The sequence below is a fragment of the Acidovorax sp. JMULE5 genome, from assembly GCF_013376875.1.
GTDB lineage: Bacteria > Pseudomonadota > Gammaproteobacteria > Burkholderiales > Burkholderiaceae_C > Acidovorax > Acidovorax facilis.
Genome location: NZ_CP035951.1, coordinates 5,007,033 through 5,033,149 on the forward strand (window position 1 = coordinate 5,007,033; position 26,117 = coordinate 5,033,149).

Annotated in this window: 22 protein-coding genes; 7 read left to right on the top strand and 15 right to left on the bottom strand. The window is 65.8% G+C overall.

The features are described from left to right. Positions 1-7 precede the first annotated feature (7 nt). On the bottom strand, positions 8-2,233 hold the full coding sequence (locus EXV95_RS22835) for a TonB-dependent siderophore receptor (protein ID WP_176888620.1): 2,226 nt from the start codon (positions 2,231-2,233) through the stop codon (positions 8-10). Between the two features lie 255 nt (positions 2,234-2,488). On the opposite strand from EXV95_RS22835, the gene EXV95_RS22840 reads away from it, so the two are divergent. Next, the gene (locus EXV95_RS22840; RefSeq protein ID WP_176888621.1) at positions 2,489-4,309 is read left to right on the top strand and encodes a chorismate-binding protein; all 1,821 of its coding nucleotides are present in this window, start codon (positions 2,489-2,491) and stop codon (positions 4,307-4,309) included. A 117-nt stretch (positions 4,310-4,426) separates the two neighbouring features. On the opposite strand, the gene EXV95_RS22845 is transcribed toward EXV95_RS22840, so the two are convergent. Next, entirely contained in the window at positions 4,427-4,786 is a 360-nt protein-coding gene (locus tag EXV95_RS22845) for a 5-carboxymethyl-2-hydroxymuconate Delta-isomerase (RefSeq protein ID WP_121507342.1), read from the bottom strand. A 397-nt stretch (positions 4,787-5,183) separates the two neighbouring features. Here EXV95_RS22845 and EXV95_RS22850 point away from each other — a divergent pair, with 397 nt between their 5' ends. Then, entirely contained in the window at positions 5,184-5,942 is a 759-nt protein-coding gene (locus EXV95_RS22850; RefSeq protein WP_176888622.1) for a carbonic anhydrase, read from the top strand. A gap of 64 nt (positions 5,943-6,006) precedes the next feature. Here the strand turns inward: EXV95_RS22850 and bioF are convergent, their stop codons facing one another. From bioF to EXV95_RS22895, 9 genes are all read right to left on the bottom strand, one after another. After that, entirely contained in the window at positions 6,007-7,275 is a 1,269-nt protein-coding gene (bioF, locus tag EXV95_RS22855) for an 8-amino-7-oxononanoate synthase (RefSeq protein WP_176888623.1), read from the bottom strand. Further along, positions 7,272-7,943: a dethiobiotin synthase gene (gene bioD / locus EXV95_RS22860; RefSeq protein WP_121421050.1), complete on the bottom strand. Its 672-nt coding sequence runs from the start codon at positions 7,941-7,943 to the stop codon at positions 7,272-7,274. The genes bioF and bioD overlap by 4 nt, the downstream gene beginning before the upstream one ends. After that, on the bottom strand, positions 7,943-9,268 hold the full coding sequence (gene bioA, locus EXV95_RS22865) for an adenosylmethionine--8-amino-7-oxononanoate transaminase (RefSeq protein WP_176888624.1): 1,326 nt from the start codon (positions 9,266-9,268) through the stop codon (positions 7,943-7,945). The genes bioD and bioA overlap by 1 nt, the downstream gene beginning before the upstream one ends. 2 nt (positions 9,269-9,270) lie before the next feature. Beyond that, positions 9,271-9,651 carry an aspartate 1-decarboxylase gene (gene panD / locus EXV95_RS22870; RefSeq protein WP_176888625.1) on the bottom strand — a complete coding sequence of 127 codons (381 nt, stop codon included), beginning with the start codon at positions 9,649-9,651 and terminating at the stop codon, positions 9,271-9,273. Positions 9,652-9,714: 63 nt separating this feature from the next. After that, positions 9,715-10,089, bottom strand: a complete 375-nt coding sequence (locus EXV95_RS22875; RefSeq protein WP_176888626.1) for a 6-carboxytetrahydropterin synthase — start codon at positions 10,087-10,089, stop codon at positions 9,715-9,717. Between the two features lie 23 nt (positions 10,090-10,112). After that, positions 10,113-10,748: a 7-carboxy-7-deazaguanine synthase gene (gene queE / locus EXV95_RS22880; RefSeq protein ID WP_176888627.1), complete on the bottom strand. Its 636-nt coding sequence runs from the start codon at positions 10,746-10,748 to the stop codon at positions 10,113-10,115. Next, the gene (nadB, locus tag EXV95_RS22885) at positions 10,745-12,334 is read right to left on the bottom strand and encodes an L-aspartate oxidase (protein WP_176888628.1); all 1,590 of its coding nucleotides are present in this window, start codon (positions 12,332-12,334) and stop codon (positions 10,745-10,747) included. The genes queE and nadB overlap by 4 nt, the downstream gene beginning before the upstream one ends. A gap of 66 nt (positions 12,335-12,400) precedes the next feature. Continuing rightward, positions 12,401-13,264 carry a ScpA family protein gene (locus EXV95_RS22890; RefSeq protein ID WP_176888629.1) on the bottom strand — a complete coding sequence of 288 codons (864 nt, stop codon included), beginning with the start codon at positions 13,262-13,264 and terminating at the stop codon, positions 12,401-12,403. 64 nt (positions 13,265-13,328) lie between these two features. Next, entirely contained in the window at positions 13,329-13,535 is a 207-nt protein-coding gene (locus EXV95_RS22895; RefSeq protein WP_055402867.1) for a DUF3460 family protein, read from the bottom strand. A gap of 77 nt (positions 13,536-13,612) precedes the next feature. On the opposite strand from EXV95_RS22895, the gene EXV95_RS22900 reads away from it, so the two are divergent. Next, entirely contained in the window at positions 13,613-14,125 is a 513-nt protein-coding gene (locus tag EXV95_RS22900; protein WP_176888630.1) for an outer membrane protein assembly factor BamE, read from the top strand. A 26-nt stretch (positions 14,126-14,151) separates the two neighbouring features. On the opposite strand, the gene EXV95_RS22905 is transcribed toward EXV95_RS22900, so the two are convergent. Further along, the gene (locus EXV95_RS22905; protein WP_176888631.1) at positions 14,152-15,831 is read right to left on the bottom strand and encodes a SulP family inorganic anion transporter; all 1,680 of its coding nucleotides are present in this window, start codon (positions 15,829-15,831) and stop codon (positions 14,152-14,154) included. A gap of 310 nt (positions 15,832-16,141) precedes the next feature. Here EXV95_RS22905 and EXV95_RS22910 point away from each other — a divergent pair, with 310 nt between their 5' ends. Together EXV95_RS22910 and EXV95_RS22915 are read left to right on the top strand one after the other, a co-directional pair. Continuing rightward, positions 16,142-16,792, top strand: coding sequence for a YitT family protein (locus EXV95_RS22910; RefSeq protein WP_176888632.1), 651 nt, complete (start codon positions 16,142-16,144; stop codon positions 16,790-16,792). A gap of 669 nt (positions 16,793-17,461) precedes the next feature. After that, on the top strand, positions 17,462-19,642 hold the full coding sequence (locus EXV95_RS22915) for an integrin (RefSeq protein ID WP_176888633.1): 2,181 nt from the start codon (positions 17,462-17,464) through the stop codon (positions 19,640-19,642). 117 nt (positions 19,643-19,759) lie between these two features. On the opposite strand, the gene metG is transcribed toward EXV95_RS22915, so the two are convergent. Continuing rightward, entirely contained in the window at positions 19,760-21,859 is a 2,100-nt protein-coding gene (gene metG / locus EXV95_RS22920) for a methionine--tRNA ligase (RefSeq protein ID WP_176888634.1), read from the bottom strand. A gap of 174 nt (positions 21,860-22,033) precedes the next feature. Between metG and EXV95_RS22925 the strand changes: the two genes are divergently transcribed. Beyond that, complete coding sequence (locus EXV95_RS22925) at positions 22,034-23,149, top strand: SMP-30/gluconolactonase/LRE family protein (protein ID WP_176888635.1); 1,116 nt, start codon at positions 22,034-22,036, stop codon at positions 23,147-23,149. Positions 23,150-23,168: 19 nt separating this feature from the next. On the opposite strand, the gene EXV95_RS22930 is transcribed toward EXV95_RS22925, so the two are convergent. Continuing rightward, positions 23,169-24,434 (bottom strand): patatin-like phospholipase family protein, encoded by a 1,266-nt coding sequence (locus EXV95_RS22930; RefSeq protein ID WP_176888636.1) that lies wholly within the window; start codon positions 24,432-24,434, stop codon positions 23,169-23,171. A 171-nt stretch (positions 24,435-24,605) separates the two neighbouring features. Between EXV95_RS22930 and pyrF the strand changes: the two genes are divergently transcribed. Beyond that, entirely contained in the window at positions 24,606-25,325 is a 720-nt protein-coding gene (gene pyrF, locus EXV95_RS22935) for an orotidine-5'-phosphate decarboxylase (protein ID WP_176888637.1), read from the top strand. Positions 25,326-25,413: 88 nt separating this feature from the next. Here pyrF and EXV95_RS22940 read toward each other — a convergent pair whose 3' ends face one another. Then, on the bottom strand, positions 25,414-25,983 hold the full coding sequence (locus EXV95_RS22940; protein ID WP_176889155.1) for a restriction endonuclease: 570 nt from the start codon (positions 25,981-25,983) through the stop codon (positions 25,414-25,416). Positions 25,984-26,117 lie beyond the last annotated feature (134 nt).

Here is a 26,117-nt window from a genome sequence, read left to right on the forward strand (position 1 = left end):
TGGTGCCTCAGAAATCAACGGTGGCCGACACGACCAGGGAACGTGGCGCACCCTGCACCAGGCTGCCGTATTGCGATACGCTGGCCCAGTAAGCGCGGTCTGCCACGTTGCGCAGGTTGGCACGGAACGTCGTGGGCTTGCCGGCGATCTGTGTGCGGTAGCGGGCGCCCAGGTCTGCGGTGGTCCACGATGGAATGCCCAGCGTGTTCGCGCGGTCCACATACTGCTTTCCGGTGTGGGTGATACCCCCGCTCAGTGCCAGGCCCGGCACCCAGGGCAGATCCCACTCCAGCCCCAGGTTGGCCTGCACCGAGGGGACGCCGATGGCTTTCTTGCCCTGCGTGGCCGCGCTGTTGGTCTGGCTCAGTACACCTTGCAGCAGCGTCACGCCGCCGGTGACGGAGACGCCAGGCACCACACGGCCGGAGGCGTTCAGTTCCACCCCCCGATTGCGCTGCTTGGCATCCACTGCAAACAGGCCGTTGGTCTGCTGGCCGCTGGGCTTGGTGATCTCGAACAGGCTCAACGAGCTGATCATCCGGCCCCATTCGAACTTGGCGCCGATTTCCTTTTGTTTGGCCTTGTAGGGCGCAAACACCTCGCCTGCGTTGGAGGCCGTGGCCGGAGCGATGTCGCCCTTGCTCAGGCCTTCGATGTAGTTGGCGTAGAGCGATACGTTCTGCCAGGGCTTGACGACCAGGCCCGCCAGCGGCGTCACTGCGCTCTGGTCGTACGACGAGGCGACGGCGCCCGTGGTGGTGTTGAAGTTGTCGGACTTCACACGCTGGCGGCGCACGCCCAGCAGCACCTGCACCCGGTCGTCCAGCATCGAAAGGGTGTCGGCCAGCGCGATGCTGGACAACTGGGTGTCGGCCACCCGCGCGACCTGGGCCGGGGCGGCCACGTTCTGCGCCGGGCTGTTCACCGGCGCGTAAATGTTGGACAACACGGTGGTGCCGTTGACGGACCCACGGCCCAGGCGGTCGTGGTAGGTGCTGGCCTGCAGCGTGACCGTGTGGTGGACACTGCCGGTGGCGAACTTGGTGCGCAGCCCGGCGTCCGCTGTGCTCCGGTCCACCTCGAACTGAAAGCGCTGCGGCAACGTGCTGGTGTCGCCCTGCACATTGAGCAGGGTGGGGTTGCCAAAGAGCCGGTCTACCCGTGTGCGTCCGCCGCCTGCGTTGGCGAACGCGGTGGTCTGGTCGTTCAGGTCGTATTCCAGGCGCAGCAGCAGGGAGCGGTCGGTGGTTTCAAACCATTCCCAGGGCTGGCTCACGTTGCGCCGGCCATCGGGTGCGGCCGGTACGGCCGTGGCCCCTGCGGCCAGAAACGGCCGGCGCTGTGGCGCATCGACACTTTCCTTTTGCGCGATGGCGTCCACGGTGGCGCGCAGCCGTTCGCCCTGGTAGTCGAGCGCGATCGCTCCCACGTCCGCCTTGCGCGACTGGTTGTCCAGCAGCGTGTCGCCTTGGTGGTGGCTGCCGTTGATGCGCACGCCCCACTGGCGTTCGGGGCCAAACCGGCGGCTCAGGTCGATCTGGCCACCGCCCTGTGCGGAGGGGCCAACGTCGGCAGAGATGCGTGTGAGCGGGGCGCTGGTGGCACGCTTGGGCACGATGTTGATGGTGCCGCCCACGCTGCTGGCCGGGGACATGCCAAACAGTAGCGCTGCGGGCCCTTTGACCAGCTCGATGCGCTCCGCGTAGTCGGCCAGCACGCGGTAGTTGGGGGCGATGCCATAGACGCCGTCAAAGGCGATTTCGCCCGAGTTCTGGTCGCCCACCGGGAAGCCTCGGATGAAGAAAGAGTCCAGCTGGTCGCCGGAGTGGCCCGAGAGCCGGACCGACGAATCGTTCTTCACGATGTCGGCAATGGTGACGGCCTGTTGGTCCTGCACCATCTGCGAGGTGTAGCTGGTGGCGCTGAGCGGTGCGTTCAGGGTGTCGGTGTTGCCCAGCAGCCCCAGCCGGCCGCCGCGCGCCGTGTGCCCGTTGCCGACGGTGGCGGGCAGCCCTGCATCGCCGTCTGCCGTGACCTGGACCTCTGGCAGGGCACGGGGGCGGTCGGCGGCGTCCGGAGATGCGGTCTGAGCGCCTGCCGGGGCCATGATGCCGGCCGTGACCAGACTGGCGAGCGCCAAGCGTGTGGCGGCCGCGAGGGGGTGAAGGGGGGCCGCGCGAGCGGCGTCCAACGAAGAAGAAGGCAGAGAGCCTGGCACGGTCGGTGGCAGCACAGTGGTTCCTTGAGGGGACAGGAGGCTGGCTGGCGACGGCTGGCTGCTTGGGGCGCATGGCAATGCACCGCTGGGTAAAAATTATAAACAAGAATTATTCGCATTTGTCGGATTTTTTGCTTGCACTTGCAACAGGACCGCGCTGCCCACCCTCCGCAGAGTCCGTGCCCTGCGGCGTTTACGATAGGCGGCTGCCCTTGTTTGCCTCAAGGCGCCCGTTTCCTTCAAGGTGCTGCCGCCGCGCCCGCCATTTCCATGAATTCCTGCATCGACTTCAGTGCCGCGCTGGCCCCGTCAGCGCCCCGCCTTCGCCATGCCTTCCGCGCGCCCCGCGCCGTGCTGTTGGCCCGTGACCTGGCCGAGGTGCGCCCCGTTCTCGATGCCGTGTTTGCTGCCGCACAGGCAGGCGCATGGTGTGTGGGCTACGTGCGCTACGAGGCGGCTCGGGCCTTCGATGCAGCCTTCCAGGTGCGTCCATCCCAGGGGCCGCTGGCCTGGTTTGCCGTCTATGACGAAGCGCTGCCGTGGCCCGGGGAAGCCGCTGCCAATGCGACCGATGGGGCCCATGTGGAGTGGACCTCGGGGCCCTCGCGTCCGGAATTCGATGCAGCCCTGGCCCGCATTCACCAGGCCATCGGCGATGGCGAGCTGTACCAGGTCAACTACACCGCGCCGCTGTCGGGCCAGTTGCTGCAGGGCAGCGCGCAGGCCTTGTTCCAGGCCTTGCAGCGCTCACAGCCTGGCGGCTATGCCGCGTTCATCGACACCGGCAGCGAACAGGTGCTTTCGGTGTCGCCCGAATTGTTCTTTGACTGGGAAAGCGGCGCCCATGGTGACCCGGCGGGTGGGGCCATCCTGGCGCGCCCCATGAAAGGCACCGCGCCACGTGGCGCCACGCCTGCGCAGGATGTGGCCAACGCTGAGCACCTGCGCTCGTCGCCCAAGGAGCGGGCTGAGAACGTGATGATCGTGGACCTGCTGCGCAATGACATATCCCGTATCGCGCTGCCGCACAGCGTGCGTGTGCCCGCGCTGTTTGCCACCGAGGCCCTGCCCACCGTGTGGCAGATGACGTCGGACGTGACGGCCCGCACGCGGCCCGGTACCACGCTGACCGACGTGTTTGCTTCGTTGTTTCCCTGCGGCTCCATCACCGGTGCGCCCAAGGTGCGCGCCATGCAGATGATCCATGCGATAGAGCCCGCGCCGCGCGGCGTGTACTGCGGCGCCGTGGGCGTGGTGCGGCCTGTGGGTGCCGCCGGGGCGGATGGGCAGCACCGCGTGGCGGCCACCTTCAACGTGCCCATTCGCACCGTGGTGCTGCGCACCGATGGCGGCCACACCCAGGCCACCTGCGGTATCGGTAGTGGCATCACCTCGGGCGCGCAAGCGGATGCCGAATGGAACGAGTGGCGCCACAAGCGTGCCTTTGTGGAGCGCGCCAGCCAGCCTTTTGACCTGCTCGAAACCCTGGCGCTGGTGGACGGCCAGTGGCGCCATCTGCCCGAACACCTGGCGCGCCTGCAGGCAGCGGCGGTGCATTTTGGCTACCCCTTCGATGGGGAGAAGGTTGGGCAGTGCCTGAGGATGCTGGCCTCAGGGCACGGCACGGGCCCTTGGCGTGTGCGTTTGCTGCTCAATGCCACTGGCGAGCCCCGGGCCGAGGCCTTTGCACTGGCCCCAACGCCCGAGCCCGTGCGCCTGCAGCTGGCGCGCAGCCCGCTACCGGAGGCCCACGGCGAATTCGTGCGCCACAAGACCACGCGCCGCGCCCACTACGCGGCTTTTGCGCCCACGGCCCCGGGGGTGTTCGACACCGTGTTGTGGAACGAGGCGGGTGAGATCACCGAAAGTACCTTCGGCAATATCGCCCTGCTGCTCGATGGCCGCTGGGTCACGCCGCCGCTGGCCTGTGGCCTGCTGCCCGGCGTGGGCCGCGCGGTGGCGCTGCGCGAGGGGCGTGTGGCAGAAGCCGTGGTGCGGCTGCAGGACCTGCCCCGCGTGCAAGGCTGGGCGTTCATCAACAGCCTACGCGGCTGGTTGGCTGCGGAGTTAGTGGCAGAAGACCCAGGCTGATGCATCAAGGCACCCGCCAGGCTTTGGTGGCAAAGAGTATTGCTATTAAAATAATAGCTACAAATGACTATGGATAAGCGGTAGGGCCGAATTTATTCAGAAATTGCCGCCGCTGGTTCAGAGCCGCTCTTTGGCGTACGAGCCCCGGTCCATATCGACGATCTCCACGCTCAGCTGCACCATCACGCCCTGGGGCTTGGGGGTGCGCTCGCGCAGCACGGCGGCGATGCGGTCGGACAGCTCTTTCTTGGCCTCGGGCGTGCGGCCCGCGAGCAGGCGCAGTTGGGCATGCACAAAAGCGCGGTTGGCGGGCGCGATGCCGATCTCGAAGCTGTCGGCCACGATGAACCGGGTCTTCAGGTCCGCCTCGTCTTGCACCTGGGGGTGGGCGCACAGGGTGGCATTCAGGGCCGTCAGCGTTTCGGCCTCTGGGTAGTGGGGCAGGTTGGCCGAGTATTCAATGGTCAGGTGGGGCATGGGGTGGGTCCGGTTCGGTCGAGTGAATTCACTTCAAAGCCATGGTAGACAGGTTCTAAGAACCTGTTCAAGATCTTTTCAGGGTCGCACAAGTGCCGCAACGCCGCAGGCCGCCCGGCAAGGCACTTGCCCGAAGGGTTGGAGTGAAATCGGGCGATTGGAAGCCTCTGCTGCTTGCATGGGCATGAGCCCATGCGGCGCCTCCGAAGCATCCACGTCCATCACGATGGCACTCCAATGCGATCCCCGAAAAGATTCTGAACAGGTTCTTAAGCCAGCAACCCTTGGGCCGTCAGTGGCACCCAGCAGTTTAAGCCGCCGTTAAGCAAGGCTGCTGACTATCACGCGGCTGCTTGCAGCAGCTTGTTTTTCATCAACTTGTTGTTCCTTAAGAGCCATGACACCCCCCTTCTTGATCCAAAAAGCCACATTGTTTGCCCTCGTGCTGTGCGCCGCCACCTGGGCCAGCGCCGAGGGCGCCCACCCGCACTGGGAATACAAGGGCAAACACGGTGCCGCCCACTGGGGCGCGCTGGAGCCTGGTTTTGAGGCCTGTGCACGTGGTGCGGCGCAAAGCCCCATCGACATTCGCAATGCCGTGAAAGAGGCGCTGCCTGCGCTGGACTTCCAGTACACCGCAGGCGCCCCCACGCTGGTCAACAACGGGCACACGGTGCAGGTGAACATGCCTGCGGGCAGCAAGCTGGTGGTGGACGGCAAGGCGATGGAGCTGCTGCAGTTCCACTTCCACACCCCCAGCGAAGAGGCCATTGGCGGCAAGCACGCCGCCATGGTGGCCCATTTTGTGCACAAGGCTGCGGACGGCGGCCTGGGCGTGGTGGCGGTGCTGATCCAGCCGGGCAAGACGAATGCGGCCTGGGCCCCCATCTTTTCGCACCTGCCGCGTGTGGGTGAGCAGGTGACGGTGGACGGGCTCACGCTGGACGCCAGCACCCTGTTGCCCGCCAAGAAGGGTTACTACAGCTTTGCAGGGTCGTTGACCACGCCGCCCTGTTCCGAGGGCGTGCAGTGGATGGTGCTCAAGGAACCCGTGAAACTGGGCGCCCAGCAGATCAAGGCGTTCCGCCAGCTCTATAACGCCAACGCGCGCCCAGTGCAGCCGCTCAATGGCCGCATCGTGAAAGAAAGCACCTGACCGTGACCAGCCGGTCCGCTGGTTCCAGGGGTGGCTGAGTCACAGGTCGATGTTCAGGCCATAGTCAGGCTGTAGCGGCCGCAGGCGCCACGCTGGTGCCTGCGGTTTTTTGTTGAAGAGCCGCCACGCAGTCGGCGGCATGTGCCGCCAGCGCTGCCAGCAACTCGTCCACATCCGCCGCCGTGTGCGCGGCCGATAGCGCAATGCGCAACCGGGCCGTACCCACGGGCACCGTGGGCGGGCGGATGGCGGGCACCCACAGGCCCCGCTGGCGCAGGCTTTCCATCGCGGCCAGGGCGGCTTCGTTGCTGCCGATGACGAGCGCCTGCACCGCCGTGTGGGATGGCAGCAGGTGCCAGCCCAGTTCCGGGGGCAGCGCGGCCAGGCCTTCGCGCAGTTGCGCAATGCGCTTGCAAAGCCCCTCCCGCAGGTCGTCCGCAGTCGCGATCAGCTCCAGGCTTTTGCGCAATGCGCTTGCCAGCAGGGGTGGTGCGGCCGTGGCAAAGATGTAGGTGCGGGTCTTCTGCAGCAGCCATTCAATGAGTGCAGCATCACCCGCCACAAAGGCGCCCGCCACGCCCGCCGCCTTGCCCAGCGTGGCCATGTAGAGCACGCGGCGCGAGGCGGTGTTGCCCGTCAGGCCCGCTTGCGCCAGGCTACCGCGCCCTTGGGGGCCGAGCACGCCAAAACCATGGGCGTCGTCCAGCAGCAGCAGCGCGTCGTAGCGCTCGCACAGCGCCAGCAGGGCGGGGATGTCGATCAGGTCGCCATCCATGCTGAACACCGCATCGCTGACCACCAGCTTGCGCCGTGCAGGGCTGGCGGCCAGAGCAGTCTCCAGCGCGGCCAGGTCGGCATGGGCGTAGCGGTGGATGGTGGCGCGCGACAGGCGCGCGCCATCGATCAGGCAGGCGTGGTTGAGCGCGTCGGAAAACAGCGCATCGCCATCGCCCACCAGCGCGGGGATGATGCCGGTGTTGGTGGCGTAGCCCGCGTAGAAGTACAGCGCACGGGGCAGCTGCACAAAGGCGGCCAGGTCGCGCTCCAGCGCATCGTTGGCGGCGCTGTGGCCGCTGACCAGGGGTGATCCGCCCGAGCCCACACCAAAGGTGTGCGTGGCGTCGCGAGCGGCCTCGGCCAGCGCGGGGTGGCCGGCCAGGCCCAGGTAGTCGTTGCTGCAAAAGGCCAGCATGGGCTGGCCGTCCACCAGCAGGTGGGCACCGCCCGCGGGTTGCACCACGCGGCGGCGGCGCAGCAGGTGGGCGCGCTCGATGTCGGCCAGGCGCCCCGGGATCTCGTCGAGCCAGGAGGTGGGGTGGGATTCCTGCGTCATAGCCATTCCCCGGGCAGTTCAAACACCAGGCTGCGCGCATCGGGAAGGTCCTGGTACGGCACCTCGGCCAGCAGCGGCACGCCCAGGCGCGCACGCAGGTAGGCGATGTTCTCGTCAGCGGCCTCCATCTCGGGGTCCACACGGTTGGCCACCCAACCCACCAGCACGAGGCCACGCGCCCGGATGGCCTCGGCAGTCAGCAACGCATGGCTGAGGCAGCCCAGCCGTAAACCCACCACCAGCACCACGGGCAGGGCCAGGGCCTGGGCCAGGTCGGCACCGGTCTGGGTGTCGGTCAGTGGCACATGAAAACCGCCCGCGCCCTCCACCACCACGGCATCCGCCTGGGCGGCCAGCGCCTGGTAGCTGCGCACGATGGCCGCGATATCAATCTGCACCCCGGCACGTTCGGCCGCAATGTGGGGCGACAACGGGTCGAGCAGCAGCACGGGGTTGTCCAGCTCGGGTGCGACGGACAGGGTGGAGGCCGAGCGCAGCGCGATCGCGTCCTCGCTGGCCCAGTCCTCGCCCCAGGGCACCACACCGGCCGCCACGGGCTTCATGCCGACCACACGGCGGTGGTGCGGCGCCAGGGCGTGCAACAGGCCGGTGGACACCAGCGTCTTGCCGACGCCGGTGTCGGTGCCGGTGACAAAACATCCAATCATCAATTCTCCTCTTGCAGCGTGGCGTTCAGCGCAGCGAGCGCGCCGCTGGCCAGGCATTGCACGGCTTCGTCGTCGAGCACGTAGGGCGGCATGGCATACAGCGTCTTGCCGATGGGCCGCAGCACCAGCCCCCGCGCCATGGCGTGCTGGTGGTAGCGGCGGGAAAAGTCGGGCAGCGTGGTGTCCACATCCCAGGCCCAGATCATTCCGAGGCGGCGCGCATGGCGCACACGTGGATGCTGTGCCAAGGGTGCGCACGCCGCATCGATGCGTTGCGCCAGTGCCTTGTTGGCATTCAGCGCATCCAGCTGTTCAAACAGCTCCAGCGTGGCCAGCGCCGCGCGGCAGGCCAGGGGGTTGCCGGTGTACGAGTGCGAATGCAGAAAGCCGCGCGCCACATCGTCGTCGTAGAACGCGGCGTACACCACATCCGTGGTCAGCACGGCCGAGAGCGGCAGCGTGCCGCCCGTGAGGCCCTTGGACAGGCATATGAAATCCGGCCGGATGCCCGCCTGCTGGTGCGCGAACATGGTGCCCGTGCGGCCAAAGCCCACGGCGATCTCGTCCACCACAAGGTGCACCTCATAGCGACTGCACAGCGCGCGCGCCAGGCGAAGGTATTCGGGGTCGTGCATGGCCATGCCCGCAGCACATTGCACCAGCGGTTCAACAATGAATGCAGCGGTGGTGGTGTGGTGCTCCTGCAGCCATGCTTCCAGCGCGGCGGCGGCGCGCCGGGCCATGTCCTGCGCGGTTTCGCCAGGGGCTGCATTGCGCGCATCGGGGCTGGGCACGGTATCGGCCAAACGCACCAGCGGTGCATAGGCCTCGCGGAAGATCGCGATGTCGGTCACGGCCAGTGCGCCCACGGTCTCGCCGTGGTAGCCGCCGGCCAGGCCCACAAAACGGCTCTTGGCGGGGCGGCCGATGTTGCGCCAGTAGTGCGCGCTCATCTTCAGGGCGATCTCGGTCGCGGCTGCGCCGTCGCTGCCGTAGAACGCGTGGCCCAGTCCGGTGAGGGCTGCGAGACGCTCCGACAGCTCCACCACCGGAGCATGGGTGAAGCCTGCCAGCATCACATGGTCCAGCTGGCCCAACTGGTCCACCAGCGCGGCCTGGATGTGCGGATGGCTGTGGCCGAACAGGTTGACCCACCAGGAGCTGATGCCGTCCAGATAACGCTGGCCGTCGGCGCCGTAGAGCCACGGGCCTTGGGCGCGTGCAACGGCCACGGGTGGCTGAGCCTCGTGCCGCTTCATCTGCGTGCACGGGTGCCAGACGGCGGCCAAGCTGCGGGCCACCAGTCCGTCGTGTTGTGGCTGCATGGTTAGAGGGCCTGGGTGGGCACCGCGTGGCGCAGTTCGGTCTGGCGGTTGTGGTCGTCCACGAAGACCAACTGAGGCTGGTGCATGCCCACCTGGTCTTCATGCACCTGCGCAAAGGCCGCAATGATGATGAGGTCGCCTGCGGCTGCGCGGCGTGCGGCCGAGCCGTTCACCGAGATCATCCCGCTGCCGCGTTGGCCCTTGATGGCATAGGTGACAAAGCGCTCGCCGTTGTTGATGTTCCAGATGTGGATCTGCTCGTTCTCCGAGATGTTGGCCGCATCCAGCAGATCTTCGTCGATGGCGCACGAGCCTTCGTAGTGCAGCTCGCACTGAGTGACTGCCACGCGGTGGATCTTTGATTTGAGCAAGGTGCGGAACATCGGGCTTCCTTGAGTGAAGTCTGTGAATGTGGGGGCGCCTGCAGCGGGCAGGGCGATGGCCGTTCAGGCCCGTGGAAAGTCCAGCACGCAGCTGTCGCCCAGCGCTTCGCGCCACACGCGCACGCGGCTCACGCTGGCGCGCAGGTCGGCGGGCAGCGCCTGGGCGATGAAAACGCACAGGTTCTCCAGCGTGGGGGTGCCCAGGCCGGGCACGTCGTCCAGCATGTGGTGGTCCAGTTGCTCGCGCACCACCTCCAGGCCCCGGCGCAGCAGGCCCAGGTCCAACACCATGCCGGTGGCGGGGTCGCGTGGGCCGGTCAGGAAGACTTCGGCGTGGTAGGTGTGGCCGTGCACGCGGCGGCTGCCTTCGGCCTCGATTTCGCGGCGCAGGGTGTGGGCGGCGTCGAAGAAGAACCGCTGGGAGATAGTGAACAACATACGGGAACCAAAAAGAAAACCGCTCAACGGATGCCGGTGAGCTTGTGGGTTTGCAGGCTCAGGCGCCATGCGGGGTGGGCCAGGCAGGCGTCAATGCAAGCGGCAGTGTTCTGTCGCTGCAGCAGGCCATCCATGGGCTGCAGAAAGCGGTGGGTGAACTGCGTGTCCTGCTCCAGCACCAACAGGTCAAAGCCGGGCTGGGGCCAGACAAGCTTCAACTCCTGCCCGCTGCGCTGCACCCAGGGGGCTCCCGCCTTGGGGCTGATGCAGAGCCAGTCGATGCCCTCGGGCGCGGCCACGGTGCCGTTGCTTTCGACCGCAATGCGGAACTGCTGGGCGTGCAGGGCGTCGATGAGCGCCGTATCGACCTGCAGCAGGGGCTCGCCGCCGGTCAGCACCACCAAGCGGTGGCCCGCGCCTGCAGGCCATTGCGCGGCGATCAGCTCCGCCAGTGCGGTGGCCGTCTCGAACTTGCCGCCCAGTGTGCCGTCGGTACCCACAAAGTCGGTATCGCAGAACTGGCAGATGGCCTGTGCGCGGTCTTGCTCACGGCCCGTCCACAGGTTGCAGCCCGCAAAGCGGCAGAACACCGCGGGTGTGCCCGCTTGGCCGCCTTCGCCTTGCAGGGTGTAGAAAATTTCTTTGACGCTGTAGGTCATCGGGCCACCGGTGGTACGAGAAGGGTGGGGGCCGCAGGCGCGGCCATCTCGGGGTAGTCGCGGCTGAAATGCAGGCCCCGGCTTTCGCGGCGCAGCTGGGCGCTTTTCACGATCAGGTCGGCCACCTGCACCAGGTTGCGCAGCTCCAGCAAATCGCGCGTGACATGGAAGTGCGCGTAAAACTCCTGGATCTCGCCTTGCAGCATGGCAATGCGGTGGGCGGCACGTTCCAGGCGCTTGTTCGTGCGCACGATGCCCACGTAGTCCCACATGAAGCGGCGCAACTCGTCCCAGTTGTGCGATATGACGACGGACTCGTCGGCATCCGTAACGCGGCTGTCGTCCCACGCTGGCACGGTGGGCAGTTCTGTGGTCGGGGCTGCAGCGATGGCCTGCGCGGCGGCGCGGGCGAACACCATGCATTCGAGCAGCGAGTTGCTGGCCAGCCGGTTGGCGCCGTGCAGGCCGGTGCAGGCCACCTCGCCCACGGCGTACAGGCCGGGCAGGTCGGTGCGGCCCGCCAGGTCGGTCAGCACGCCGCCGCAGGTGAAGTGGGCCGTGGGCACCACCGGGATGGGCTCCTTGGTGATGTCGATACCGAGCGATGCGCAGTGCGCCAGGATGTTGGGGAAGTGTTCTTGCAAAAACGCGGGGCTCTGGTGCGAGATGTCCAGGTGCACGCAGTCCAGCCCGTGTTTCTTCATCTCGAAGTCGATGGCGCGGGCCACCACATCGCGCGGGGCCAGTTCGGCACGCGGGTCGTGGTCCAGCATGAAGCGCGTGCCGCCCGCCGAGGGGGGGAGCAGCAGCCTGCCGCCTTCGCCCCGCACCGCCTCGCTGATGAGGAAGGACTTTTCGTGCGGGTGGTACAGGCCAGTGGGGTGGAACTGGATGAACTCCATGTTCGCCACGCGGCAGCCCGCGCGCCAGGCGGCGGCAATGCCGTCGCCCGTGGCGGTGTCGGGGTTGGTGGTGTACAGGTACACCTTGCCCGCGCCGCCCGTGGCCAAAATGGTTTGCGGTGCGCGGAAGGTCACGACCTCGTCGGTGTCGCTGTCGAGCGCGTACAGACCCAGGCAACGGTTGCCGGGCAAGCCCAGCTTGCGTGTGGTGATCAGGTCCACCAGCGTGTGCTGCTCGAACAGCGTGATGCCGGGCGTGGCGCGCACCACGTCGATCAGTGTGCGCTGCACCGCTGCGCCGGTGGCATCGGTCACATGGGCAATGCGGCGCGCGCTGTGGCCGCCTTCGCGGGTCAGGTGCAGCTGGTCGCCTTCGAGCGTGAAGGGCACGCCCAGCTCGCGCAGCCAGGCAATCGATGCGGGCGCGTTCTCCACCACAAAGCGTGTGGTGGCCAGGTCGCACAGGCCTGCGCCTGCCACCAGCGTGTCTTCGATGTGCGCGGCAAAGCTGTCGTCATCGGCCAGCACGGCGGCAATGCCGCCCTGGGCCCAGCCGCTGGAACCGTCCTGCAGCGTGCGCTTGGTGATCACGGCCACGCGGTGGGTGGGGGCCAGGTGCAGCGCGGCCGAGAGGCCTGCGAGGCCGCTGCCTACGATGAGAACGTCGAAGTCGTGGGATGCCATGGCTTGCGGGTGAATGGATGAAGGGCCACGGCCACCGGCCAGGGCGGTGAATGGCGGGCGGGGCGGCTACGCCGGGGTATATGCCAAGCGCACGTAAATGGGGGCAAAAGCCTCGGCCTGCGTGATCTCGATCAGCGTCTCTTTGGCCAGCTCCAGCAGCGCGATGAAGGTGACCACCAGCACGGTGCTGCCTTTTTCGGGCTCAAAGAGTTCTTCAAACTCCACAAAACGTCGGCCCTGCAGCGTCTTGAGCACCATGCTCATGTATTCGCGCACCGAGAGTTCTTCGCGCGTGATCTTGTGGTGCTGCACGAGCTTGGCGCGTTTGAGGATGTCGCGCCAGGCGTCCTGCAGCTCCACCACGTGCACGTCCGGAAAGCGCGGCTGCAGGCTTTGTTCGATGTAGACCTGGGCCTTCAGGAAGTCGCGGCCGTACTGCGGCATGTGCGACAGGCGCATGGCCGCCATCTTCATTTGCTCGTATTCGAGCAGGCGGCGCACCAGCTCGGCGCGGGGGTCTTCGGGCTCTTCGCCGCCTTCCTGCTTCTTGGGCGGCAGCAGCATGCGCGACTTGATCTCGATGAGCATCGCCGCCATCAGCAAATACTCGGCCGCCAGTTCCAGGTTGCGGCTGCGGATCTCGTCCACATACGCCAGGTACTGCTTGGTGACCCCCACCATGGGGATGTCGAGGATGTTGAAGTTCTGCTTGCGGATCAGGTACAGCAGCAAATCGAGTGGGCCTTCGAAGGCTTCCAGGAAGACTTCGAGCGCATCGGGCGGGATGTACAGGTCTTGCGGCAGCGCAAACAGCGGCTCGCCGTACAGGCGTGCCAGCGCCACCTGGTCGACCACCACGGGCATGCCCGCCGCGTCCAGCGCGGAACGCTCCGGCGAATCGGCCGTGTGGGCCTCGTTCGCTGTGGTCATGAGATGCTATTAAAAAATGAGCTTATAGCGCTTGTTGGATAAGCGCTAGAGGTCATTTTGATGCTTAATCTGCGTTCGTCTGGTAGACGTACGGCTTTTGCTCGACCTGGCCTTCGCGGTACTCGGTCCAGATGCTGCGGTCCACCTTCTTGTCCCACAGCAGGGCACGGCCTGCCAGCTGCTGGCTTTCCAGTTCGGGGCGGCTGGCCTTGAGCTGGTTGATGAACTGGGTGGCGTCGGATTGGTAATCGGGGCGGCGGAAAATAGACATGGACTGTGAATCTCTTTCTTGGAACGCATCAGGCACAGTGACGCACCAAAGGTCCAAGATTTTACCGGGACGAATTTATGCGCTTGATATATCGCGCCGCTGCCCTGGCGGCCGCCACCTTTTCCCTGCTGGTGCTCGCTGCCTGCGACCCGCAACGCATCAGTGAACTGAAGGAGGGTGTATCGACCGAAGCCGACGTGCGCGACCGCTTTGGCGCCCCCGAGAACGTGTGGGACGAGCCCGGCGGTGCCCGCACCTTCGAATACAACCGCCAGCCCGCAGGCCAGGTCAACTACATGATCACCATCGGCCCCGACGGCCGCATGACCGCGCTGCGCCAGGTGCTCACGCCCGAGACCTTCGCGCGCGTCGTGCCTGGCATGCGCATGGACGAGGTGCGCCGCCTGCTGGGCAAACCCGCCAAGGCCACGCCCTACGAGCTGAAGAAAGAGACGTGGGTGGACTGGCGCTATCTGGAGGCGCCCAACCAGGCCAAGGTGTTCACGGTGGTCCATGGGGCTGACCTCGTGGTGCTGCGCACGCAGACGGGGGCCGACCTGGACGCGCCGGAGTTCAAGGGCGGCAAGTAAACGGTTGCCCCGCGCCCTGCCGACAACTACACATCCACGCTGGCGCCGCCCTGGGCGGCCAGCCGGTCGGCAAAGCCCGATCGCTCGATCAGCGAGCGTGGCTGCTCGTGCAGGTTCACCACCGACATGCGCCCACCGCGCGCTGCCACGGCTTTGAGGATCTGCTCCAGCGCATCCAGCCCGGTCGTGTCCAGCGCTACCAGCTCGCAGGCGTCCAGCACCACATCCATGCCGGGCGGGCCGGTTTCCACCGTCTGCACGATGGGGTCGATCTTGGCGGCTGCGCCAAAAAACAGCGCGCCGTGCAGGCGCCAGCGGGCCACAGTGCGCTGGCCCGGCGCAGCGCCCGGCGGTGGGGGAGTGGGCTCGGGCTCGCGTACCGCGCGAAACAACCCGCTCATGCGCCGCACAAACAGCGCGCAGGCCATGAACAGGCCCACCTCCACCGCCACCGTGAGGTCGAACACCACGGTGAGGAAAAACGTGCCCAGCATCAGCAGCCGGTAGTGGTTGCTGAAATGCTTGAGCCGCACAAACTCGTGCCACTCGCCCATGTTCCAGGCCACAAACAGCAAGATGCCCGCCAGCACCGCCAGCGGAATGTGCAGCGCCAGCGGCGCAGCCACCAGCACGATCGCCAGCAGTGTGAGTGCATGCACCATGCCCGCCACCGGCGACGTGGCGCCCGCGCGGATGTTGGTCACCGTGCGCGCAATGGTGCCCGTGGCCGGCATGCCGCCAAAAAACGGCACGATCATGTTGGCCGCGCCCTGGGCCATCAGCTCCTGGTTGGGGTCGTGTTTTTTGTGGTGCGGGTCGGTGGCCAGCTGGTCGGCCACGCGGGCGCACAGCAGCGACTCGATGGCACCCAGCAACGCGATGGTGAGTGTGGGGGTGACCAGCAGCCGCACCGTCTCCCACGAAAAATCGGGCAGCGCAAACACCGGCAGCGCCTGCGGAATGCCTCCAAAGCGCGAGCCGATGGTCTCCACCGGAAACCTGAGCCCCCAGGCTAGCAGGCTCAGCACCACCAGCGCCACCACGGGTGCGGGCACGCGCGCAAACCGGCGCACCGTGTGCCCCTCCATGAGCCGGATCACCGGCGAGCCCTTGAGGAACAGCCGTGGCCAGAGGAACAGCAGCGCCACACACGCCAGCCCCAGCCCGAACGCATAGGGGTTGAAGGTGCCGATGTGCTGCGCCAGCGTGCTCACCTGCGAGAAGAAGTTGCCCGGCATGCGGTCAATCGACAAGCCCAGCCAGTCTTTCACCTGTGACAGCGCAATCAGGACCGCAATGCCGTTGGTAAAGCCGATCACGATGCTGACCGGCACAAACCGCACCAGCGTGCCCAGGCGAAACAACCCCAGCAGCACCAGAATCACGCCCGCGCAGGCGGTAGAGATGAGCAGATTGGCAACGCCATAGCGTTCCACAATGCCGTAGACGATCACGATGAACGCGCCCGCCGGCCCACCAATCTGCGTGTTGGCGCCCCCCAGGGCCGAGATGAGGAAGCCCGCAATGATGGCCGTCCACAGCCCCGCCTCGGGCTTGAGGCCACTGGCAATCGCAAACGCCATGGCCAGCGGCAGCGCCACAATGCCCACCGTGACCCCCGCACCCACGTCGGCCAGCCAGCGGCTCTTGGTGTAGCCGCGCAGGGCGTCGATCAGGCGGGGGCGAAAGGCGGGCGAAAACGGCATGGAGACAACCAGTGTAGTGAGCGCTTCTTGAAGTGCAACCGATGGCGATCCCAACCGCCCGATAGCGTTACACCGGCGCTGCAATAGCGCCACAACAGGGCCACAAACAGAGCCTCCGCAACTTGGGTAGCTTCAGCTCCATGTCGGTGTTGTACCGAATTTGCTCTTAATTTGATAGCTTTAGCGCTTGCTGTATAAGCGATGGATGGCAAAAATGCTTGCAATCTGCCAAGGCTGGCAAGGGAAAGCAGCCCCTGCGCACTGGCGCGTTGCTTGCTAGTTGTGGTGCACTGCATCCCCACCTGCTCCCATGCCCGACACCCTTCACCCTCCTGCCATGCCGACGCCCGAAATGTCCCCCCCGCCATCGCTGCGCCACGGCCTGTTCGAAGACGCCCAGGCCCTGTTCGCGGGCACCTTGTTTGTGGCCATGGCGCTCATGCTGTTCAACCAGGCGGGCCTGCTGGTGGGCGGCACCGCGGGCGTGGCGTTTTTGCTGCACTACGTCACGGGCATTTCGTTCGGCAAGCTGTTTTTTGTGGTCAACCTGCCGTTCTACTGGTTTGCCTGGACGCGCATGGGCCACGAGTTCACCATCAAGACCTTTGTCTGCGTGGGCCTGCTGTCGCTGCTGACCGAGCTGTTTCCGCACGTGATGCATGTGGACTACCTGAACCCGCTATTCGCCTCGTTGCTGGGCGGGCTCCTGCTGGGCACGGGCTGTTTGTTTCTGGCGCGCCACCGCTCCAGCCTGGGCGGTGCCACGGTGGTGTCGTTGTATCTGCAAAGCCGCTATGGCATGCGGGCGGGCAAGGTGCAGATGATGATCGACGGCTCCGTGGTGCTGCTGGCGCTGTTTGTGGTGCCGGTCGAGCGTGTGGCGTATTCGGTGCTGGCCGTGCTGGTGATGAGCGGGTTTTTGTGGATCAGCCACCGGCCAGGGCGGTACGTGGGGCATTGAGGGACGGGGCCGCCAGCGCGACGGCCGCCTTTCTCCGATCGTGACCAAGTCCTTAGAGCCTGTTCAAAGTCTTTTTGGAGATCGCATTGGAGTGCAATCGGGAGGAGTGGATGCTTCGGGTGCGCCGCATGGGCTCGTGCCCATGCAAGCAGCCGAGGCTTCCAATCGCCCGATTGAACTCCAACCCTTCGGGCAAGTGCCTTGCCGGGCGGTCTGCGGCGTTGCGGCGCTTGTGGATAGCCAAGCTATCCACTGCGCACCGCGCCTTGCATCCCATCCCGGCAAGGCACTTGTGCGACTCCAAAAAGACTTTGAACAGGCTCTTAGGGGCCTGAGCTCCCGCCGAACGCCCCTGCGCGACTCCATTGCACCCGTCAACCCTGCTTCAGTGGGGGTGTGTTTGCACGCCCACCCACCATAAAGTTCGTGGCACCCCGCCTGCGCCCGCACGAGGGGCGCCGGGCTCGCCCGCGCCTCCTGAATGGATGAAGTGCCCACCCCGTTCACATGCCCGGAGAACCCTTGATGTACCGAACTTATTCCGCCAGCGCTGAAGCACTGTGGGCGAGGCTTGGCGGGGCGGCAAGGCTGCTTCTTCTGATTGCGAGCGGAGTCTTGATGGCCTGCGGCGGTGGCGAAGACCCTGCTGCGCCCCCACCGCCCCCGCCCGTGGCGCAACATGCTGTGGGCGGCACTGTGACGGGGCTGGTGGGCACGCTCGTCCTGGCCAATGGCACGGAGGCGGAGCTGACCATTACGGCGAACGGCAGCTATGCCACCAACGTTTTGCAGGGCCAAGCCTACAACATTGTTGTGCGTACCCAGCCCGCCGGGCAGACCTGTGTTGTGGAAAACGGTTCGGGTGTGGTGGCAGGCCCGGTTACCAACATCTTGGTGACATGCACCACCAATACCTACACCGTCGGTGGATCGATCACGGGCCTGCTGGGCGTGGTGACGTTGCGGCTCAACGGCGCTGCGGATCTGTTGGTGGCCACCAATGGCGTTTTCGGGTTTGCCTCACCGCTGACCCATGGCAGCTCTTACGCCGTGACGGTGCATGTACAGCCTGCGAATCAGGTTTGCACGGTGGAGGCTGGCACCGGGGTTGTCGTGGCGCCCGTGACCCAAGTGAGAGTGCGTTGCAGCACCGTCTCATCGCCTCCGCCTCCTGCTCCCCCCCCTCCACCGGCTCCCCCCACGCCGGGTGGCCTGGGCATTGCCTATGGGACGAAGGCACTGGTCTTTTCGTGGACCTCGACGCCCGGCGCAACCCGCTACACGGTGTACGAAGACCCGGACGGCGCGGGCCCGCTGGCACCCGCGCAAATCGGGTCGACCGCGGCCACCGGGCTGACCTACGCAGTTCCGGTGCTGCTGCACCTTCGGGTGAATGCGACGTACACCGTGCAAGCCTGCAACGCGGGCGGGTGCAGTGCCCCATCGACCTCCATGGCGGCAGACATGGTGCGTGCCATTGGCTACTTCAAGGGATCGACTACCACCGCCGAAGGCCGGTTTGGCAACCGCGTGGCCTTGTCCAGCAACGGCACCACCCTGGCCGTGGGGGCGTATGGAGAGGGTGGCAACACCGGAGCGGTGTACATCTTCACCAAGAGCGGCGCCACGTGGTCGCAGCAGGCGCGCATTGCGGCCCCCAACGGTGAGGCCAACGATTATTTTGGCAATGCCGTGGCGCTGTCTGCCGACGGCAACACGCTGGCCATCGGCGCGGATGGCGAGAGCGGCGACCAGAAGGGCACGTTTGCCACGATGCCCGCCACCAACAACCTGGCCAGCAACTCCGGCGCCGTCTATGTGTATGCCCGCACAGGTGCAGCCTGGTCGCAGCAGGCCTTCATCAAGGCGAACAACGCGGATGCCGACGATCTTTTCGGTTCGTTCGTAGCCCTCTCGAACGACGGCAACACCCTGGCGGTGGGGGCCTATAACGAGGATGGTGACCTGACTGGGACACACGGCAATGCAGCCTATGCTGCGTCCGGGGCCGCCTACGTCTTTGCCCGCACGGGCACCAGCTGGGCACAGCAAAGTTACCTCAAGGCCGCCAACGCCGGTGCGGGAGATTTCTTCGGCATCTACCTCAGCCTGTCTGGCACGGGCGACACCTTGGCGGTGGGCGCGTTCTTTGAGCGCAGCGCCTTGGCGAGTGATCCTGCGGACGACACCCTGGCCAATGCCGGTGCGGCCTATGTGTTCCAGCGCAATGCGGGGGCGTGGTCGCAGCAGGCCTATCTGAAGGCTCCGAATCCCAAGGCGCAGGACCGCTTCGGAGTCTCGGTCATCCTGTCAGGCGACGGCAACACGCTGGCCGTTGGCATGGATGGAGACAGCAGCAACTACACAGGCACCTTCGTTGTGCCGCCACCCAGCAACACCCTTGCACTCAACTCTGGCGCGGTGTTTGTGTTCATTCGCGCAGGTGGCGTCTGGCAGTCACAGGCGTACTTGAAAGCCTCCAACACCCGTACCCCCCACCGGTTTGGCAACAACTTGGCCATGTCCAGCGACGGCAACACGCTGGTGGTGCCGTCGTACCGCGACGACAGCAATGCGCGCGGATTCAATGGCGACCAGGCCAACACCGCGGCTGCGGATGCTGGCGCTGTGCTGGTGTTCCGCCGCGGCGCAGGCACCTGGGCGCAACAGGCCTACCTGAAGGCACCCAATACCGGTGCTGGGGACCGGTTTGGTGGACGTGTGGCGATATCGGGTGACGGCACTACGCTGGCCGTGGGTGCATCGACCGAGGACAGTGGATCGACTGGCATTGGGGGCAATCAGTCGGACGAAAGCAGCACCAACGCGGGCGCGGTGTACCTGTACTGAAAACTGGATGAAGGGCGGCAGTCAACGTGCCGCCCCTTCCTCTATCCGCGAATGGCGATGGGGCTCGGCACCCCTCAGCATCCTTGACGATTGCTTTGTCTATGAGCGTTGCAGGCCTTACCGCACCCGCATACCAGGCGTTGCGCCCGGCCAGGGGTTGAGCACGTAGATGCCGGGGTTGGCTTTTTCGTCGCCGTGGCTGGCGGCCAGCACCATGCCTTCGCTCACGCCAAACTTCATCTTGCGCGGCGCCAGGTTGGCCACCATCACGGTGTGCTTGCCGATCAGGTCTTCGGGCTTGTAAGCGCTGGCAATGCCACTGAACACGTTGCGCGTGCGGCCTTCGCCCACGTCCAGCGTCAGGCGCAGCAGCTTGGTGGAGCCCTCGACCGGCTCGCAGTTCACGATCAGCGCAATGCGCAGGTCGATCTTGGTGAAGTCGTCGATGGTGATAGTGGGGGCGAGTTCTTCGCCACCAGGATGGGAGTTGGCTGCTACGGTTTCAGTAGCTGCTGGCGCTTGTTCCGCTTGCGCTGGGGCCTCAAACAGTGCTTCAAGCTGTTCTGGGGTCACGCGCTGCATCAGGTGCTGGTAGGGCTGGATGGCTTGCACGTCGCCTGCCATGTTCCACTGCTGCATGTTCACGCCCACAAAGCCTTGCACGGCCTGGGCCAGGCCCGGCAGCACGGGGGCCAGGTAGCGGGTGAGCGTGGCAAAGGCGTTGACGAGCACCGAACACACCTGGTGCAGGGCCTCGTTGTTGGCAGCGTCCTTGGCCAGATCCCAGGGCTTGTTCTGGTCTACATAGGCGTTGACCTTGTCGGCCAGCAGCATGATCTCGCGCGTGGCCTTGCTGTATTCCCGCGTTTCGTACATCTGCGCGATGGCGTCGCCCGCGCCCCGCACCTCGGCCAGCAGGGCTGCGCCCGTGGTGCCAAATTGGTTGGTCAGCTTGCCGTCAAAGCGCTTGGTCAAGAAGCCCGCCGCGCGGCTGGCAATGTTCACGTACTTGCCGATCAGATCGCTGTTCACCCGCAGCATGAAGTCTTCGGCATTGAAGTCGATGTCTTCGTTGCGCGCGCTCAGCTTGGCGGCCAGGTAGTAGCGCAGCCACTCGGCGTTCATGTTCAGGCTCAGGTACTTGAGCGGGTCCAGGCCCGTGCCCCGGCTCTTGCTCATCTTCTCGCCGTTGTTCACGGTCAAGAAGCCGTGCACAAACACGTTGTTGGGCGTCTTGCGGCCGCTGAAGTGCAGCATGGCGGGCCAGAACAGCGTATGGAAGGTGACGATGTCCTTGCCGATGAAGTGGTACTGCTCCATGGCCGGGTCGGCCATGTAGGCGTCGTAGCTTTCGCCACGTTTTTCCAGCAGGTTCTTCAGCGATGCCAGGTAGCCCACGGGCGCGTCCAGCCACACGTAGAAGTATTTGCCGGGCGCGTCGGGGATCTCGATGCCGAAGTAGGGCGCGTCGCGGCTGATGTCCCAGTCGCCCAGGCCTTCGCTGGTGGTGCCGTCGGGGTTGGTGCGGACGGTGAACCATTCCTTGATCTTGTTGGCCACCTCGGGCTGGAGCTTGCCATCCTGCGTCCAGTTTTCCAGGAACTCCACGCAGCGCGGGTCCGACAGCTTGAAGAAGAAATGCTCGGAGTGTTTCAGCTCGGGCTTTGCGCCCGACAGGGCCGAGAAGGGGTTGATGAGGTCGGTGGGTGCATAGACCGAGCCACATACCTCGCAGTTGTCGCCGTACTGGTCCTTGGCGTGGCACTTGGGGCATTCGCCCTTGATGTAGCGGTCGGGCAGGAACATGTTCTTCTCGGGGTCGAAGAACTGTTCGATGGTGCGTACTTCGATCAGGCTGCCGTCGGCACGGTCGCGCAGGTCGCGGTAGATCTGGCGGGCCAGCTCGTGGTTTTCGGGCGCATCGGTGCTGTGCCAGTTGTCAAAGCTGATGTGAAAGCCGTCCAGGTACTGCTTGCGGCCCGCAGCGATGTCGGCCACGAACTGCTGGGGCGTTTTGCCCGCTTTTTCGGCGGCAATCATGATGGGCGCGCCGTGGGTGTCGTCGGCCCCCACAAAGTTGACCGCGTTGCCCTGCATGCGCTGGAACCGCACCCAGATGTCGGCCTGGATGTATTCCATGATGTGGCCGATGTGGAAGTTGCCGTTGGCATACGGCAGGGCGGTGGTAACGAAGAGTTTGCGGGCGGAGGTCGTCATGAAAAGCGGCTTTCTCAGGCGGAACCCGCGATTTTAGGCGGTCGTCAGTATCCCTGGCCGCTCCGGGCGCTGCGGTGGCCTCCCCAGGTCGCGCAGGTGCCAATCAGGGCGTGCGTGCAGGCCGCCTATGGCGCCACAATGCCCCGCATTCCAACAATCAACAGGAGACAACACATGGCCAGCACATGGGCAAAACGGGTGGGGTGGGGCGTGGGTGGCGCCGTGGTGGCGGTGGCAGCCTACTTGGCGTGGTGGCCAGTGCCCATAGCGCCGGTGGCTTGGAGCGCACCTGCCGCGCCCGGCTACCAGGGTGTGCATGCAGTCAACCAGCGCCTGGCCAAGCTGCAGATGATTGACCTGAAGGGCGAGGTGGGCCCCGAGCACATCGCGTTCGGCAAGGACGGCAAGCTCTACACCACCGTGCTCAGCGGCAACATTTTGCGCATGAACGCCGATGGCTCGGGCCAGGAGGTGTTTGCCAATACCGGCGGGCGGGTGCTGGGGTTTGACTTTGATGCGGCGGGCCACCTGATTGCGGCCGATGCGGTGAAGGGGCTGCTGTCCATCGCGCCCGATGGCAAGGTCACCCTGCTGGCCGACAAGGTGGGCGGCGACCCCATCCGCTATGCCGACGCCGTGGTGGTGGCCCAAAGCGGAAAGATGTACCTGAGCGACGCCTCCACCCGTTTCGCCCCCAAGGACTGGGGTGGCACGTTTGAAGCGAGCGTGCTCGACATCCTGGAGCAGGCCAGCACCGGCCGGGTGATCGAATACGACCCCGCCACCCGCACCGCACGCGTGGTCGCCCGGGGCATCAGCTTTGCCAACGGCGTGGCGCTGAGCCAGGACGAAAAACACCTGTTCGTCAACGAAACCGGCAAATACCGGGTGTGGAAGATTGCGGTGGATGCGAATGACCTCGACATCGCCCAGCCCAGTCCCCAGGCCCGCGTGCTGCTCGACAACCTGCCCGGCTACCCCGACAACCTGATGCGCGGGCAGGGCGGCAAGGTGTGGCTGGGCTTTGCCAAGCCGCGTGGGGCGGCCATCGACAACATGGCGGGCAAGCCCTGGCTGCGCAGCCTGACCCTGCGCCTGCCGCGTGCGCTCTGGCCCATCCCCCAGCCCTACGGCCATGTGATTGCGTTCACCGACGATGGCAAGGTGGTGGCCGACCTGCAGGACCCGAGTGGTGCCTACCCCGAGACCACAGCGATCACCGAGACGGCGGACCGGCTGTATGTGCAGAGCCTGCACGCGCACGGCCTGGGGTGGATGCCCAAGCCTTGAGGCCCAAGTTCAGAGTCCTTCAGGCAGCTTCCCCGTGGTGCCTTGTCTGCACCTCGGCACCGGTATCCGTCCACCCAAAGAACCTGCACACCTCGGCCCGCATGGCCAGGGTGTCGGCCCGGCCCAGGGCCATGAGCTCCTGGGTGTAGCCGGACTCGAACAGCAAGTAACTGGCCAGCGCCGCGCCGCGCACATCGGCCATGTTAGACGTGACGCCCAGGGCGCCCAGCATGGTGCGCACGGGCGTGGGCAGGTCGCCCACATGGCGCGCGGCCACGGCATCCAGGCGCTGCGAGGGGGCAATCACCAGCAGCTCGATGGGGCGCAGCGCGCTGTGCAGGCGCTTTTCTTCGGGGATGAGCGACAGGGTCTGGTTGATGCGCTGCACGCGCTCCACATCCACGGCCAGCGCATCCAGAAAGATGTTGGACAGCGCATGCCCCGCAATCTGCGCCAGCGTGGGGTAGGTGGCCGTGGGGTTGGCAGCGGCATCACCCTTGGGCTCGTGCATGCGGCCGGCGCCGATCACCAGGATGCGCTCGGCGCCCAGGTGAATGGCCGGAGCAATAGGCGCCGACTGGCGCATGGAGCCGTCGCCGAAATATTCGACGTGGTCATCCACCTCGATGCCCTTGGCCGGAAAGATGAACGGAATGGCCGAGGACGCCAGCAGATGCTCGTGCGTGATGCGGTCGCTGGCCGCCTTGCGCTGGGAGCGCACCCAGGGCTTGACGGGCGTGGCCGCTTCAAAAAAGGTGACGTGCTCGCCCGAGCTGTAGCTCGACGCTGTGACGGCAAGCGCCGTGAGGTGGCCCTTGCGGATCAGCCGGGGCAGGCGCACCAGCGGCACCATCTTGACCAGCAGTTTTTCGAGCGGGGTGTTGTCCAGCAGCGAGCGCGGCCGCATGCGCCGCCAGCGCGCCAGCGCCCAGCCCAGCGACACCAGCGTGAGCCAGCGCGCGCCGCTGCGCATCACGCTGAGCGAGTCGGCGCCATACACCTGGCTGGCATGGAACTGCCGCCACACGCGCGCAATGCGGCGCACGGCGCGGTCAAAGTTGTCGGCCCCGCAGGCCAGCGCCGCCGCGTTGATGGCCCCGGCCGAGGTGCCGGTGATGATGGGGAAGGGGTTTGGCCCGCTCCCCTCGCCACAGGCCTGGCGCAGGTCGGCAATGGCTTCGAGCACGCCCACCTGGTAGGCGGCGCGGGCACCGCCGCCGGTGAGCAGCAGGCCGGTGGCGGGTCGGGCGTCGGCGGGGATATCAGAAGTTACCAAGGGCGGCATGAATGTGTGTGGGTGGTGTCCCAAGTGTCGGTGGGTGGCTGGGAGCCTTTCATGTGGGAAAACCCGCATGGTTGAGGCGACACATCGCTTGTTGCTGGGGCGTTCAAGCTTGCCAGGGGAAATCAATTGTTTGCGCCAGAGGTGGGTTCGTGCTGCTCCCCGGCCTGTGGCATGCTCAAAGCACTTTTTTGGGGAGATGGCTTGAATCCGAGCATCATCGTTTCGCTTGATTTCCCTGCTGCTGCGCCTGCGGTAGATCTGGTCGGGCAGCTGGGCTCTGCTGCGTCTGTCTACAAGGTGGGTTTGCAATTGCTCACGGCGGCTGGACCGTCGTTCGTCCGCGATCTGTTGGATGCTGGCAAGCAGGTCTTTTTGGACCTCAAACTGTTTGAAATCCCGAGCTCGGTGGCGTCCGCAGTTGCGGCGGCGGGGCAACTGGGGGCTTCTATGGTGACGGTTCATGCGTCGGCAGGATCTTCTGTGCTGGAGGCTGCAGTGGCGTCGGCAGCACTCTTCCCTGAGCTCAAAGTGCTGGCACTCACTGTGATCACCAGCATGGACGACGAGGCGCTGCGCGAAGTGGGCGTGGCATCGACAGTGCCAGAACAGGTGCTGCGTCTTGCGCGTCTTGCACACGCAGCAGGCTGCCACGGTGTGGTCGCGTCGCCGCTAGAAGCCAGGCTTCTGCGCAACGCGCTGCCGCAGGGCGCGCTGATCGTCACGCCTGGCATACAGCCGCTGGAATTTGCAAAAGGCGACCATGCCCGTTTCACCACCGCCAGCGAGGCCATCAAGGCGGGTGCAACGCACGTCGTGGTGGGGCGGCCGATATCGCGCGCTTTGAACCCTGCCGCTTCTTTTGCTGCCCTGTGCGCAGAACTAGAAGTTTGAAACTTTGGCCCGGGATGGGGCGGATCGCCGCTTTTCTGCAGCGTTACAGCTGTGATTCTGTGGGCCGGAGGCCCCGGCACATCGCAGTCTACGGTTGGCGCAGCAGCAGCTGTGCCACCGCGTCACCCTGCAGCACCACAATGCCGTGCTCCCGGGCAAACGCCTGGGCGTTGTCGCTGACCTGCCCCAGGGCAGCCACATAGACACCTGCGGGGGCCTCGCTGGCCAGCATGGCCGCGTGCAGCTCGCGCAGAGGCTCTACGCCGTGGGTGGCGGCTTTCCAGCGTTTGGCGCTGACCAGCGTGGTTTTGCCACCCTGGGTCAGTCGCATGTCAGCGCCTGCGTTGTTGCCGGTGATGCGCTCTACGGTGTAGCCCGCCCGTGCCCAGGCCGATGCCAGGGTGTCGGCAAAGCTGCGCCAGGGCATGCTGGCCACGGCCTCCAGCATCTCGGCAACCCGGGCGGGGTTGGGGGCGCGCAGCTGCTTCCACGCGGCGATGCAGCCCACCACGAAGATGGGGAAACCGGCCAGCGCACCCACCACGAAATACTCCTTGGGCAGCAGCGCACCTGCCGCCAGAACGATGAGGCCGACCACCACAAAGCTGATCCACCAGGGCGAGCGCAGCAGCATGGCAAACAGGGATTTCTCGGCCATCTTGAATTTCACGGGGGTCCTTTTCGTTCGGTTTCTCAGGGTGCCAGCTGCTGTGGAGCCAGGGGCAAAGCGTGCGCATTGTCCTTCACGCGCCGGGGGAACAGCGCTTGGATAGACTACCGGCCCCACAGGAG